The 13,834-nt window shown below is 47.1% G+C and carries 15 protein-coding genes and 1 tRNA gene; 3 read left to right on the top strand and 13 right to left on the bottom strand.

The window, feature by feature from the left end; genetic code table 11:
- Window positions 1-2 precede the first annotated feature (2 nt).
- The 7 genes from BDI_RS05950 to BDI_RS05980 all read right to left on the bottom strand — a co-directional run bounded on the left by BDI_RS05950 (window position 3) and on the right by BDI_RS05980 (window position 6,151).
- On the bottom strand, window positions 3-1,535 hold the full coding sequence (locus BDI_RS05950) for a sulfatase (RefSeq protein ID WP_011966351.1): 1,533 nt from the start codon (window positions 1,533-1,535) through the stop codon (window positions 3-5).
- A 181-nt stretch (window positions 1,536-1,716) separates the two neighbouring features.
- Entirely contained in the window at window positions 1,717-2,178 is a 462-nt protein-coding gene (locus BDI_RS05955; RefSeq protein ID WP_011966352.1) for a DUF4293 domain-containing protein, read from the bottom strand.
- A gap of 76 nt (window positions 2,179-2,254) precedes the next feature.
- Entirely contained in the window at window positions 2,255-2,587 is a 333-nt protein-coding gene (locus tag BDI_RS05960) for a DNA-directed RNA polymerase subunit omega (RefSeq protein ID WP_005856752.1), read from the bottom strand.
- Between the two features lie 24 nt (window positions 2,588-2,611).
- On the bottom strand, window positions 2,612-3,421 hold the full coding sequence (locus BDI_RS05965; RefSeq protein WP_005856750.1) for an outer membrane protein assembly factor BamD: 810 nt from the start codon (window positions 3,419-3,421) through the stop codon (window positions 2,612-2,614).
- A 66-nt stretch (window positions 3,422-3,487) separates the two neighbouring features.
- Window positions 3,488-3,913: a hypothetical protein gene (locus tag BDI_RS05970; protein WP_005856748.1), complete on the bottom strand. Its 426-nt coding sequence runs from the start codon at window positions 3,911-3,913 to the stop codon at window positions 3,488-3,490.
- A 20-nt stretch (window positions 3,914-3,933) separates the two neighbouring features.
- Window positions 3,934-5,235, bottom strand: coding sequence for a phenylacetate--CoA ligase family protein (locus tag BDI_RS05975; protein ID WP_005856746.1), 1,302 nt, complete (start codon window positions 5,233-5,235; stop codon window positions 3,934-3,936).
- Window positions 5,236-5,341: 106 nt separating this feature from the next.
- On the bottom strand, window positions 5,342-6,151 hold the full coding sequence (locus BDI_RS05980) for a 3-keto-disaccharide hydrolase (protein ID WP_005856744.1): 810 nt from the start codon (window positions 6,149-6,151) through the stop codon (window positions 5,342-5,344).
- Between the two features lie 114 nt (window positions 6,152-6,265).
- Between BDI_RS05980 and BDI_RS05985 the strand changes: the two genes are divergently transcribed.
- Window positions 6,266-6,904 carry an HAD family hydrolase gene (locus BDI_RS05985; RefSeq protein ID WP_005856741.1) on the top strand — a complete coding sequence of 213 codons (639 nt, stop codon included), beginning with the start codon at window positions 6,266-6,268 and terminating at the stop codon, window positions 6,902-6,904.
- A gap of 258 nt (window positions 6,905-7,162) precedes the next feature.
- Here BDI_RS05985 and BDI_RS05990 read toward each other — a convergent pair whose 3' ends face one another.
- From BDI_RS05990 to BDI_RS06015, 6 genes are all read right to left on the bottom strand, one after another.
- The gene (locus BDI_RS05990; protein WP_008772096.1) at window positions 7,163-7,645 is read right to left on the bottom strand and encodes a porin family protein; all 483 of its coding nucleotides are present in this window, start codon (window positions 7,643-7,645) and stop codon (window positions 7,163-7,165) included.
- A gap of 43 nt (window positions 7,646-7,688) precedes the next feature.
- Window positions 7,689-9,329 (bottom strand): dipeptidase, encoded by a 1,641-nt coding sequence (locus BDI_RS05995; RefSeq protein ID WP_011966353.1) that lies wholly within the window; start codon window positions 9,327-9,329, stop codon window positions 7,689-7,691.
- 12 nt (window positions 9,330-9,341) lie between these two features.
- Entirely contained in the window at window positions 9,342-10,751 is a 1,410-nt protein-coding gene (nhaD, locus tag BDI_RS06000) for a sodium:proton antiporter NhaD (protein ID WP_005856736.1), read from the bottom strand.
- A gap of 4 nt (window positions 10,752-10,755) precedes the next feature.
- A complete protein-coding gene (gene nfo, locus BDI_RS06005; protein ID WP_011966354.1) occupies window positions 10,756-11,601 on the bottom strand; it encodes a deoxyribonuclease IV in 846 nt (281 codons plus the stop codon).
- Window positions 11,602-11,607: 6 nt separating this feature from the next.
- Complete coding sequence (locus BDI_RS06010) at window positions 11,608-12,105, bottom strand: PaaI family thioesterase (RefSeq protein ID WP_011966355.1); 498 nt, start codon at window positions 12,103-12,105, stop codon at window positions 11,608-11,610.
- Between the two features lie 107 nt (window positions 12,106-12,212).
- Complete coding sequence (locus BDI_RS06015; protein ID WP_005856730.1) at window positions 12,213-12,752, bottom strand: pyruvoyl-dependent arginine decarboxylase; 540 nt, start codon at window positions 12,750-12,752, stop codon at window positions 12,213-12,215.
- A gap of 196 nt (window positions 12,753-12,948) precedes the next feature.
- On the opposite strand from BDI_RS06015, the gene BDI_RS06020 reads away from it, so the two are divergent.
- Together BDI_RS06020 and BDI_RS06025 are read left to right on the top strand one after the other, a co-directional pair.
- Entirely contained in the window at window positions 12,949-13,596 is a 648-nt protein-coding gene (locus tag BDI_RS06020) for a superoxide dismutase (protein WP_005856728.1), read from the top strand.
- A 148-nt stretch (window positions 13,597-13,744) separates the two neighbouring features.
- Window positions 13,745-13,818 (top strand) — tRNA-Thr (locus BDI_RS06025).
- Window positions 13,819-13,834: the final 16 nt, after the last annotated feature.

Genomic DNA, 13,834 nt, shown 5'->3' on the forward strand with positions numbered 1-13,834 from the left:
TATTATATCTCATCCGGCCAAGGAACCGGTTTACCTGTCGCCTTAAACGACGGACGTTGCCCGTCCACTTTCCGTAAATACGTACCCAATTCCCCGGACAGACGCTTTACGATATCGGGATGCTGCCTTGCCACGTCATTATGTTCCCCTATATCCTCCGTGATATTAAACAATTCCTTCTTCCCCGTCTCGTAATAATAGATCAGTTTCCAGTCTCCATTACGGACCGAGCAAGTCGGACCGATTCCCGGCCCGTCATTACCCCATATATTCGGGCAGTTCCAGAATAAGCTACGTCCCACGGAAGGATCTCCCGTACCTTTTAATAAAGGCATGAAACTGACGCCATCTATCGGCTGTACGGTCTTATACCCCCTTATGCCTGCCATCTCCAAGATAGTTGGATAGAAATCCTCTATAATCAAGTATTTATCACATTTGCTTCCCGGCTTCACCACCCCCGGCCAACGCACGATCATAGGCTCACGGACTCCTCCCTCATAGGCGGAGCCTTTACCACTGTTCAAGGGATAGTTTTGCGTATGGATCTCTCCGTCACGCCATCCGGGCTCGCTGGAAAGACCGCCGTTATCGCTCATGAAGATCACGATCGTGTTATCCGCCTCGCCATTCTTCTCCAACCAGTCCATCAAATCGCCCAGACTCTTATCCATTCCCTCTATCAAGGCAGCGTAAGCCGCCTCTTTAGCCGTTAACCCCTTATCGATATATTTCTGGTAGAAACGCTTGTCCTTATCAATCGGGATATGGATCGCATAATGTGACATATATAGGTAGAACGGCTGGTTATATTTCTTAGCCTTGTCCAACGCCTTGATCGCCTCCTGCGTCAAGGCCTCCGTAGCGAAGGTGCCGCTTCCCCAATACTTTTCCAATCCGGGGATAGCGTTCGAAGCGTAAGGTTTACCATCCTTGGTATGCCCGTAATTATTCTCGCCGAGGTAACTGGCGAGACCTCCGGCGGCATGCCCGGCTATATTGACCTCGAATCCCCAATGATGCGGGTCCTCCCCCGGGGTATCGATCGCCCCGAAATGCGCCTTGCCGCAATGGATCGTGTGATATCCGTTATTCTTCAATATCTGCACGAATGAAGTACCCACAAACGTATTATTCGTCCCGCCCACTTGGGCCACGCCGTTATAATTCCAATCCGGCAGGGTAAGCACATCACTCTCCCGGTCGGTCGTCTTATCCTTAAAAAGTGTCCAGTTCGTAACCCGGTGACGGGCGGCGTTCGTCCCCGTGATCAAGCTGCAACGGGTAGGCGAGCTGATACTACTAGCGTAGGCTTGGGTAAACATCATACCCCCTTTCGCCAATCGTTCCATGTTCGGGGTCTCATATACCTCATTATAATGCGTCTTTTGAGTCCAGAAAGGCAAGGACGTATCCTCCCATCCCATATCATCCACCAAGAACAGGATAATATTCGGGGGACAACTGGTATTCTGGGCGTTCGCTACCGCCGATACCGACAATAAAGCGATGGGGATAAGCTGAGTCTTCTTCATGATTGGTAACGGATATTTGTATTCTACGAAAGTAGATATATTTCACCGAAAAACAATATTGTTTCATATACAAAATAATATTGTCTTATGTATTATACTTTTCCGGACATAAAATAAGGGGCCCTTGACAAAAAGAGTCCCTTACCTAATATCTTATACCCAATGATTTATCTGGAAAGCCTTAACGCAAACGATCCAAAGAACGTACCAGCGCCTCATCGGCCCCGATATTACGGATCGCCAGATAATCCAAGATCAGATTGACCAACGGGAAGGAAAGAGCGATCTTAACACTTACGCTGGCACCTTCCATATCCCCCTTCAAGGAATAGATCAAGAAGGCGAAGAAACCATAAAAGCCCAATATCAGCAATGCGTTGAACACGCAAAGACGGATTTGCAGGATTCTTTTCTTATATAAGAAGATCGTCACCAAGGCAATGATAGCGATGATAGCAGTCAAGGCAAATAAGCCCCACGCCGGGTATAGTAATTCCGGCTCACCGATCATCGTGCTCAACCCGCTAGCATCGAACGAGAAGAGAGCGTCTCCTTGTTGCAACACGGCCAACGGCAAGAATAAGGTAGCGACCGTAAGCACCACGATAATTAGCAGGTAAACAGTTTGTATTCTTTGTAACATGGTAATTAGTTCGTTTTAAATGGAAAGGCCGACTCATTTGAGGGTCAGCCTTTCCGATGTTCAAAAATATTTCTTCTTAGAAGTTATTCTTCTCTTTAGCAGGATTCTTGTAATAAACCTTGCCATCCTCATACTCTTGAGCGGCGATCAACGTTGATTTCGGAAGTTTCTCATAGTAGCGTGAAATCTCGATCTGCTCACGGTTTTCAAAGACTTCCTCCAAGTTGTCATTGTAAGAAGCGAACTCTTGAAGTTTCTTTTCCAGATCTTGTTTCATCTCAACACTAATCTGATTCGCCCGTTTTGAAATGATAGCGACTGTCTCATATACGTTACCCGTTTCTTCACTTAACTTCATCATGTCACGGGTTACCGTATTGGTAGGAGCGTTTGATTTTCTGTAATCCATTTTCGTTTTATTGATTAAATTCGCTTAATATGCATCTGTAATTCGCTTGCTGGCATAGTCGTAGAACTTCGTTACCTGCTTTACGTAGTTACCTTCCGGATACTCGTTCATGTAGTTGTAATACTCGTCAACCACATCCCGGTAACGGCCCTGCAACTTCTCCTCTACGGATACTAGCGCCAACTCGTACTTCGCACGGATGATAAGGAACATGAATTCCTCACGATACTTGGAATACGGGTAATTCTTCAAGGCGTTCTGCGCCGTGATCACGCAAGACTGGAAGTTATTCCCCATATAGGTACCTAGATTGAAATACAAGCGGGTGGCCATCAATTCCTTGTAAGCCAACTTCTCCTGAAGCTCGAACATGATGTTCTGCGCTTCCTCGGCCCGTTCACTTTGCGGATAATACTCCAAATAAAGTTGCAACTGCTCGATCGCCTTATACGTCTGCGACTGGTCTAACCGGGGATCCGGAGAGTCCAGATACAAACCATAACCGGAATAGAAACGGGATAATTCCGTAAACTCCCCTTTCGGATAGGTCGTATAATAGGTCTCGAAGTATTGCGAAGCCGTCTGATAATCTTTCTGACCGTAATAGCTTTGCGCCAACAAGTACAAGGACTCCTCGGCATAAGCTGTTCCTTTAAAGATTGTAACCAGTTCATCCAGCAGAGTAGCGGATTTCGAGTATTGCTTCGCGTTGAAGTATTTCTTCGCGTACGAATATTTCAATTCGTAATCCGTGCTCTTCAGTATCTTATTATACTCTCCACAAGAGGATAATAGTACTGTCATCATCATCAGTAAAAATACAACCTTTTTCATTCACATACTTTTAGCGTGCAAAATTAGTGCTTTTAGGCGAATAAATGAAACCCAAAACGTTAATATTTACAACTTATATAAATCGCTAGCAGCGATCAATTCCAATTTATTCGCTTTCAAAACCTCCGCGCACTTATTGACATCGTCCGGACGGATGATCACGTTAGCAGCGTCGCCTTGAGAAAAAGCGTACATATATTCAATGAAGATCCCGGCCGAGGTAATGATATCCATCGCCTTTGCCAAGGCTCCCGGCTGGTTGGGACAATGCAAGCATACCACGTCGGCCACGCTTACAGCGTATAACTTTTCACGAAGCACGGATATCGCTTTCTCCGTATCGGATACGATTAGGCGAAGGATACCGAAATCGGAATTCTCGGCTACCGTGAAAGCGGACATATTGACCCCTGCCTCCCCTAATATCTTGGCGACTTCCGTAAAACGGCCTTTCTTGTTTTCCAGAAAGATTGATAATTGTTTTATTAACATAGTACTTAATCTTTTAGAGGTTATACTAACTTACGTTTATCGATCACGTGTTTTGCCTTACCCATACTACGTTCGATACTACGCGGCTCCACGATCTTGATGTCCGGTTGCAAACCGATCACGCTCTGCATGCGGGCGGCGATCTTCTTTTTCAAGGCGATCATCTTGTTCATCTCATCCGAGTAGTATTCTTGGCGAACCTCCACCTGTATCTGGAAGGTATCGGTATTGTTCATACGATCCACCACGATCAGGTAATGCGCCTCGAACTCCGGCAGCTCCAAAATTACGGATTCTACCTGAGACGGGAAAACATTTACGCCACGAATAATCAACATATCGTCACTTCTACCTAAAATACGTCCCATACGAACTGCCGTACGTCCACAGGCGCACTTCTCGTAAGTCAGCGAGGTCAAATCACGTGTACGGTAACGAAGCATCGGCATACCCTCCTTCGTAAGCGTGGTGAAGACCAACTCTCCTACTTGTCCCGGTTCCACCGGTTGTAAGGTATTCGGGTCCACGATCTCCGGGAAGAAATGGTCTTCCCACAGGTGGGTACCGTTCTGGCACTCACACTCGCCACCGACGCCCGGCCCGCAGATTTCCGTCAAGCCATAGATATCGTAAGCTTTGATATTTAGTTTCGTCTCTAATTCCTTACGCATATTCTCCGTCCAAGGCTCGGCACCGAACGCTCCGACACGTAGCTGGAATTCCTCCAAGGGAATACCGGACTGGTGGATAGTCTCCGCCAGATACAAAGCGTAAGAAGGCGTACAAGCCAAACCCTTCGCCCCGAAGTCGTGCATCAACTGGATTTGTTTCTGGGTATTACCGCTACTCATCGGGATCACCGTACCACCGATATTCTCCACTCCGGCATGGGCACCCAAGCCTCCGGTAAACATTCCGTAACCATAGGATACTTGCACGGAATCGTTCTTTGTCAAACCATAGGCGGTCAGGCAACGAGCCACCACCTCGGCCCAAATACCCAAGTCCTTACGGGTATATCCCACGACGATAGGCTTACCTGTCGTACCGGAAGAGGCATGCAGACGGACGATCTCGGACATCGGCACGGCCATCAAGCCGAAAGGATAGTTATCACGCAAGTCTTGTTTTACCGTGAACGGTAATTTCGTTATATCATCTATTGTCTGTATATCGTCGGGAGCAATGCCCATCTCCTGCATTTTCTTGCGATAAAACGGGGAGTTATGGTAAGCATGTTCAACAACTCTTTTCAACCGTAGGCTCTGTAGTTTCCGCATTTCCTCACGGTCCATACATTCAATAGTTTCGTTCCAAATCATGGTATTTGTCTGTTATCTTTTAAAGTTAGTAGTCTAAATCCGCCGCAAAGTAACAACTTTTTTTAAATCGGCACCCTTTTGTTACGAAAAATTAGTCACGAGGCGATCATTTCAACTCCTTCACCTTGATATTGCGGAACGCTACCTCATCCCCATGATCCTGCAAAAGGATGTGTCCTTTCGGAGCCTCGCCGAAAGCACCACCCGCATTATAAGATGGATCAGCGTATTTACTGCCCTTCACCAAATCACGGAACTCCTTGCTGCCACGCTCGTACTCCAATACCTTCACACCATTCAGCCAGTGCTCTACGTGGTTGTTCGGGAATACCTTCACCACGGCCGTATTCCACTCTCCTACGCCGTTGAAATGGATGTTCTCGCTTTTCTTCAGATCATACAAGCTTCCAAGGGTACGACTACCGGGGAAAGTCGTGTAAAGCTTGGCATCCGGGTGCTTAGCGTCATCCAATAGCTGAAACTCCAAGCCGTAAGCGGAGCCTTTTTGCTTCTCTTGCTCGGTCACGAAGTATTTAATACCGCTGTTGGCCCCTTCGGTGATCTTAAAATCCACGCTGAACTCAAAAGCGGAATATTCACCCTCCGTAACGATATCGCCTCCGTTCGTAGACTCGCTACCGTCGGATTTCTGCACGATCAATTCGCCATCTTTCACCATCCATCCGTGATCCGGGAAAGCGTCTTTGTGCGCTCCACGCCAGCCTTTCGTTGTCTTACCATCAAAAAGGAGCGCCCAACCCTCGGCTTTCTCTTGGTCGGTCAATTGATTGATCGCCGGTGTAATTACGGCCATCGGTACTACCTTAGCTGTCTCTTCCGTGCTTTGCGTGTTTTTTCCACCGCAGGCGCAAAGGATCATAGCGCTCATGGCGGTACAAATTACTAGTGTCTTCATGTCTTATTTATTTTTAATATATATATAATCAAGCTATGTGTGCGTCCACAAAGATAATTGATTTCATAAAAAATAGACGTATCTTCGCGATATAAATATTAAATGATTATTTATATGAAACAGCTAAAGACCGCCTTGTTCGATTTTGACGGCGTAGTAGTAGATACGGAACCTATTTACGATTTATTCTGGAACGATGCCGCTAAACGTTATGGCTTAGGTATCGATAATTTCGCTGATATTATAAAGGGTACGACCCTACCGTATATTCTGGAGAAGTATTTTTCCGGATATACGGAGGAGTTCCGCCAAATGGTGACCAAAGAATCTACAGAGTATGAGAAGACGATGCCCTTGCCTCCCATGCCCGGCTCCATCGAGTTCATCCGTATGCTGAAGGAGCACGGCGTACAGATAGGCTTGGTTACCAGCTCGGATAACGCGAAGGTGAAACGGGCTTTCGGGCTTCTACATCTGGACAATCTATTCGATACCCTAGTGACCGCCGACCGCATCACGCAAGGTAAGCCCGATCCGATGTGTTATCTATTGGCGGCGAAAGACTTGAACGTATCTCCCGAGGATTGTATCGTATTCGAGGATTCTTTCAACGGCATACAGTCCGGGAAGGACGCAGGGATGCGTGTCATCGGGTTAAGTACGACGAATCCGGCGGAATCTTTAAGAGATAAAGTATATGAGGTAATCCCCAATTTCGAGAAAGTCACGTTCGAGGATTATTTGAGATGGTAAGCAATCGAGAAAAAGGAAATGATTATTTCCTTCATTCCTTCACCTACCCCTTTACACACACCCACACACATGTATGCGTACATTAATAATACGCGTATGCGTATACGTGCGTGTGTGTGTGTAGGAGCCGGTGAAGGAATGAAGGAATAAAGGAAACGCCTGTACCGGCAATGGGCTACACCAGTATCGGCGAGAGCCGGAAGCAGTACTGGTGTAACCCCACGGCAGTACTGCCGTGGGGCTGTGACTATATTGGGATCAGAAACTATATCCTACGCGAACGCCCAGCATGGCCTGATCGAAATCCTTGATGATATTATACTTCACCTCCAATCCTATCGAAAGATTGTCGGTAGCATAAACCTCACCGCCTAAACCGATATTGGCTCCCAGACGAGTCTCGTTATGAGAAAGGCCATGGCCCGCATCCCAATTCCAAAAGGACAGACTAAGCCCCGCTAATGGATAAAAACCGAACATCTCACTTAACTTCACTACATAATGAGCATTCAAGTCGATCGCCCAAGTGCTGTGATTGTCATTCTTTACGAAATAAGTAAGAGACGGGCTCAAACGTACCGCATCCGTGATACAATAGCGGTAATCAACTCCTAACGTGGCATTCTTCGAATCGAATCCATAACCGATGTTAAATCCCACGGCAGATTGTCCTTGCTGCGTCTGCGCATAAGCTCCCAGACTAAAGACTGCTAACATCAGCATCATTACAAACTTTTTCATACGCTTTCTTTCGTTTAGTTCAACATTAGATTATTATTGGTATTTATTTTACTTTCAGTCGATCGCCGGCACTCTTCACGATGCTACGGTAATAGTCCTCGTCATATCCGGGAAAATCGGGAGATGCGGGCTGGCCGTACGGATTACGCTTGAACTGTCCGTTCACCTCTTTCTTCACGTTTCCATCGATGTATTTTACCAGCAAATACTCACCCAATTGCTTCCAGCGGGCGGTAGCGGAGTCTGAATTAGTCGTGCTATACCACGTCAAGAACTTGACAGTCTCCGCCGGGTCCTTGGCATACAACTCCTGAGCCGCCTTATCGATAGCCGGTACGGTCTCTTGATAACCATTCTCCAACTCCTGCTGTACCTTACGGATATCCTGAATCATGAAGCTATATTTGTGGTAAGCCATATTAGCCACCCAGTTATGAATCCAGAAAGCGGAAGTCCAAGAGAAGTTCAGCAAATCGCCGTTTCCCACCCGATAGCACTCCGGAACATCCGTTACCGACGCATATACAGGAGTGAAGACCGCCATATCAGCGTCGTCCACGGCAAACCACAAGATACCACCGATAGCGTCCGGCAACCAGTTACGCATTTGTGGAACAATCACAAAGCCCGTTTGTTGCGTCGCTATGGCACGTTCATTCGTATATTCCTGCCCGTCTACCTCGAACGTCATCGGCCGCCAGCGGTAAGGAACCTTATACGAGCCGGCACCGGCATCTTTCGTCATATCCAGATCCGTTCCCTCGTAATGGTCGCGCATGCCATTCTGTACGTCTTGAACGGAAAGCTTACGATTCGGCTTCACATACAAAGGCATCGGCTCCTTGGAAGGATCACCCTTGATAAAATCCGTATACTGATCCATCGTGGTATCATATTTACGGAAGAAAGACCATACACGAGCCTCGCATCCACGCAAGGCGCTGAAATCATACGGGCAATAAGCCTTGGCGAAACTGAAATCAGCGTCCTTTCCCTTGAAATATCCTTTCTCACGGGCGAAAGAAACCACATCCGGCGAGTATATGCAATTCTCCTTATCGTCAAACGGTATCTGCTGGATACGGGACTGGTTGGCATGCGCCGAGATACAATCGTCCGGGATGCGGATCGCTACCCAAACGGCACCTTTGTTACCCGGTCCCTTACCGATCATCTCCATCACCCAAGCCTCGTTCTTATCGGCGATAGAGAACGTCTCGCCACTGCTGTAATAGCCATATTCCTTTACTAAGTCCGTCATGACCTTGATCGCCTCACGGGCCGACTTGGAACGTTGCAAAGCGATGTAGATCAAGCTACCGTAATCCATGATACCCGTCGTATCCACCAATTCATGGCGTCCGCCGAACGTACTCTCCGTGATAGCCACCTGATGCTCGTTCATGTTACCCACTACGGAATAGGTATTCTCCACTTGGGCGATCTTGCCCAGCGGTTTTCCCGTATCCCATTCCTTCACTTCCAACATGGCGCCCTTCGGCCATGTAGCGGCGGGCCAACGATACATCTCCCCATACAGGGAATGCGAGTCCGCCGCATAACTAATCATTACCGAACCGTCTGTCGAAGCCTTCTTGCCCACCAGCAAACCGGTACAGGCGATAGCCTCCACCCCAGATAACAGGGCGGCGCAAGCGGTTAATAAAATCCAACTCTTCTTCATATAAATAAAGTTTTAAGCAAATAAAAGCATATATACACCGGCGCCGCAACAATAGCCGATCAACGCCAAGATAGAGAACCGTTTCGTATAATACATAAAATCGATCTTCTCCAATCCCATTACCGTAACGCCCGTGGCCGAACCAATGATCAAGATGCTACCCCCCGTCACGGCACAATAAGCCAAGAAGGTCCAGAAACCACCGTCCGATACAAAGAACTGTGCGTAAGGCGATAAGTCGGCCACCTGCTCCACGATCGGGTACATACCCATCGTAGCAGCTACCAAGGCTACGTTATCCACGCAGGAGGACAAGGCACCGATCACGAAGCTGATCAGATACGGCTCATGTACATGCTTATCCAAGAAAGCGGACATGATACCCAACTGCCCGGAGGTCTCCAGCGCTCCCACGGCCATCAAGATACCCAAGAAAAAGAAGATCGTAGCCAAATCGATATTCGGCAACAATTGGGAAATACGGAGTTTCTGGGACTCATGCATGTGCAGCTTACTATACATCAAATCCGTATAGAACCAGAGGATTACCAATCCCAGCAAGACGCCCAAGAACGGCGGCAAGTTCGTCACCATCTGGAAGACAGGCACCAACGCCAAGGAAAGCACACCGATCACGAAGATCATCCGGCGTGAACGGTTCGGTATCTCCGGTATGTACTCGTCGCCTTGCTCCTCCTCGCTCAACACACGCAAAGTAGATCCTTTCTTGAACAACCAGAAATGGGCGATCGTCAACGGCACCAACATATTAACCAAAGCGGGGATAAACACGTGAGAGATCTGGTGCATCGCCGAGATATTCTTTCCGACCCAAAGCAAGATGGTCGTCACATCACCAATCGGCGACCATGAGCCGCCGGCGTTCGCCGCTATAATCACCATACAGGCATATTTCAAACGATCCGTACGATCCGGTACCAGCTTACGCAACACCGCCATGATCACGATAGCGGCCGCTAAGTTATCCAATAAGGCGGAGAAGAAAAAAGTAGCGAAACTTATATACCACAACAGCTTACGTTTATTCGGCGTACGGATATACCCGGTCACGGCCCTAAAACCACCATGCTTATCCACGATATCCACGATCAACATGGAACACATCACGAAGAAAAGCGTCTCGGAGACGTTTCCTAAATGATAAACAATCGCACGGTTCGATATAAAATTAATAAATTGCTCATGCGGGGGCAAGCTGGCCATCTCCGGGTTCTGGGTCAAGAACTCTTGAAAGATCGTACTGGAGCGTTCGACGAAAATATTGTAGGCATCGAACATCAATATCATCCACATAGAGATAGCCATGAACAACGCTATGGCCGCTTTATTTATTTTGATCTTATCCTCCAAGGCAATAGCGAGGATTCCTAAGACAAAAATGACAGGCATTAAAATGAACATATAATCAAGATTTTAATTGTTTATATAGAAGCTGTATCTCCTCCGGCCAAAGCGCCTCGTCCGGGGTCTCTAGGATTAAGGGCATATTGTCGAAACGGGGGTCCACCATGATCATGCGGAAGGTATCAAGGCCCATCAAGCCTTTACCGATACTCTCATGCCGGTCCACACGTGATCCCAGCTCCTTTTTAGAATCGTTCAAGTGCATACCCCTTAAATAAGAAAAGCCGACCACCTCGTCGAAATGACGAAATGTCTCGGCAAATCCCTCCGGTGTCTTTATATCGTAACCGGCGGCAAGCGTGTGCGCCGTATCGAGGCATACTCCCACCCGGCTCTTATCCTCTACCTCATTTATAATATAGGCGATCTGCTCGAAGGTATATCCCAAGTTCGAGCCTTGCCCCGCCGTATTCTCTATCACGGCACATACGCCACTCGTCTGAGCCAACGTGATATTGATCGACTCGGCGATGCGAGACAGGCAGGTATCCACCTCCATCTTCCCCAAATGGCTTCCGGGATGGAAATTCAGCATTTTCAGTCCCAGTTGCTCGCAGCGTGTCATCTCGTCCAGAAAAGCGTCACGGGATTTCTGCAATCCCTCGGCGTCCGGGTTCCCCAGATTGATCAAATAGCTATCGTGCGGCAAGATACATCCCGGATCGTAACCGTACGCTTCACACCGCTCCTTAAATAAATGGATACTGTCCGCCTTCAACGGCTGCGACTTCCATTGCCTCTGATTCCGGGTGAAAAGGGCAAAAGCCTTCGCACCGATCTCATGGGCATTAACGGGGGCATTCTCAACCCCACCGACCGCACTCACGTGAGCCCCAACATACTTCATAATAACCTAACTTTTCTTTTTATTTATACTAATTTCATCCTCAGTCTTACACCCACAAAAACCAAACTCCTCCATCGCACGTTCTTGCGGGGTGATGAAATAAACCATCTCGGCACGGGTACACAACTCATTCGCCGAGTTATAGATCTCGGTCTCTATGAAGATGGCGTTCCGTTTCCGGTCTATCATCCGTCCCCGTATCATCAGTTGGGGCTCGTCCGTAGAGATACTCTTCATAAACTTGGCGTCGAGGCGTGAGGTCACCCCGGAGGTCTGCAACTTCCTCAAGACCACCCAGCCGGCCAACTCATCCATCAGCGTAGTCTGTATACCTCCGTGCAACGTACGTAGCCATCCTTGGTAAGTACCTTGCGGCTTCCAGAACGCCACGATATCGTCACCATCCTCAAAAAACTCCATATGCAGCCCCAGCGGATTGTTCGGAGCGCAACCGAAACACATATAACCGTCCAGCCCTTCCCACGGATTAATTATCTTTTTCATATCACGAAAACAATATTTATATGTTTTTTGTTGCTCAAAGTTAACAAAAAAGCCGGCTCTTGAAAGGAACCGGCTCTATAAATATCACAAAAAATACTCAACACGACTTATTCCTCGATCTCCGGTTGAAGGAAATCCACGAAGCAAAGGGCGGCCAACGCCGTTCCATAGCGTTTCTCGATCGTAATTCCCTCGGTGATAAAGTTAAGCTCTCCAAGATAATACTTCCCATACGTCTTCTGATGAAGATCGTTAATAACACGGATCAGACGAGACTCAAGCTCCTCGATGCGGTAACGTCCGCTGACCTCACACACAAGGCCACCAACCTTCTCATCAAAGTTCTCATCCTTATACATCCATGCGTAAACCACACCAGCAGACACGAACTCATCCTGATATCCATGGGATACAGCCATGATCGTTTTCATTTCCGAACCAAATGGAGGAAGGTCTAGTTCATCCATGGTTGCCAGATGTGCCGTAGCGGGTATCACCGACGAATACGTCATGATATTAAAATCAGAGATACCGGCGTCATAAAGAGCCATGTGGTAAGAACCAGCGTGTTTCTCCAAGTCTGATTCGCCACTTCCTTTTGTAATAAAAAAGGTGTTTGGAATTAAATTCCCAACTTTCTTTACCATCTACAAATATGTTTTACTTATTAATAAAAGCTTAAGAGCGCACAAAAATAGAAACTTTTGCGATATATAACACATAGTTTTCCCTATAAAACTTTAGCCGCAAACATATTTTCACTAAAAAATCATCACCGAACCCAGAACTTTCATCCCCTCGGCTCTGTTTATATAGTAAATCAACATAAAAAACTAGAAGACAATGCTTACATTATGTTTAAGTTTATTATTAATGATCACAAATAGTCAAATAACAGATAAAAAAGAAGAAGTTATGAAATTCGAGTTAATCCAGTTACCGTACGCAAACGACGGTTTAGAACCAGTTATCAGCAAACAAACAATTGATTTCCATTACGGAAAACATTTATTGAACTATGTAAATACCCTTAATAAGCTGATTGAGGGCACGAAATTCGAGAACGCTCCGCTGGAGCAGATCGTTCGTGAGTCTGACGGAGCCATTTTCAACAATGCCGGCCAAGTATTGAATCACAATCTATATTTTACCCAATTCTCCCCGAACGGAGGTGGCGAACCTACGGGTAAGCTAGCCGAGGCTATCAAGTCTACGTGGGGATCGTTCGAGAACTTCCAGAAAGAGTTCGTGGCCGCCGGTACAGGCTTGTTCGGCTCAGGATGGGTATGGTTGGCTAAAGATAAAGACGGCAAACTTTCAATTACCAAAGAACCCAACGGTAGTAACCCGGTCGTTAAGGGATTGACTCCGATCATGGGATTCGATGTATGGGAGCATTCTTACTATCTGGATTACCAGAACCGCCGTGCGGATCATTTGAACGCATTGTGGAGGATTATCGACTGGGAAACCGTTGGTAAGAGATATTGATTTAATTTGATGTAAGTTACGTGTAGAGAAGAGCCGCCCGAGAGTTTTCCCGGACGGTTTTTTTCGTTCCCTTTTGAAAAAAAATGCCTCCAGCTATTGCATCGTAAGATATTATTACTACCTTTGCACCCGCAAACGAATAACAGATGCCTCTTTAGCTCAGTTGGCCAGAGCACGTGATTTGTAATCTCGGGGTCGTTGGTTCGAATCCGACAAGAGGCTCAATAAAACATATTGG

It is taken from the genome of Parabacteroides distasonis ATCC 8503 (assembly GCF_000012845.1).
Lineage (GTDB): Bacteria > Bacteroidota > Bacteroidia > Bacteroidales > Tannerellaceae > Parabacteroides > Parabacteroides distasonis.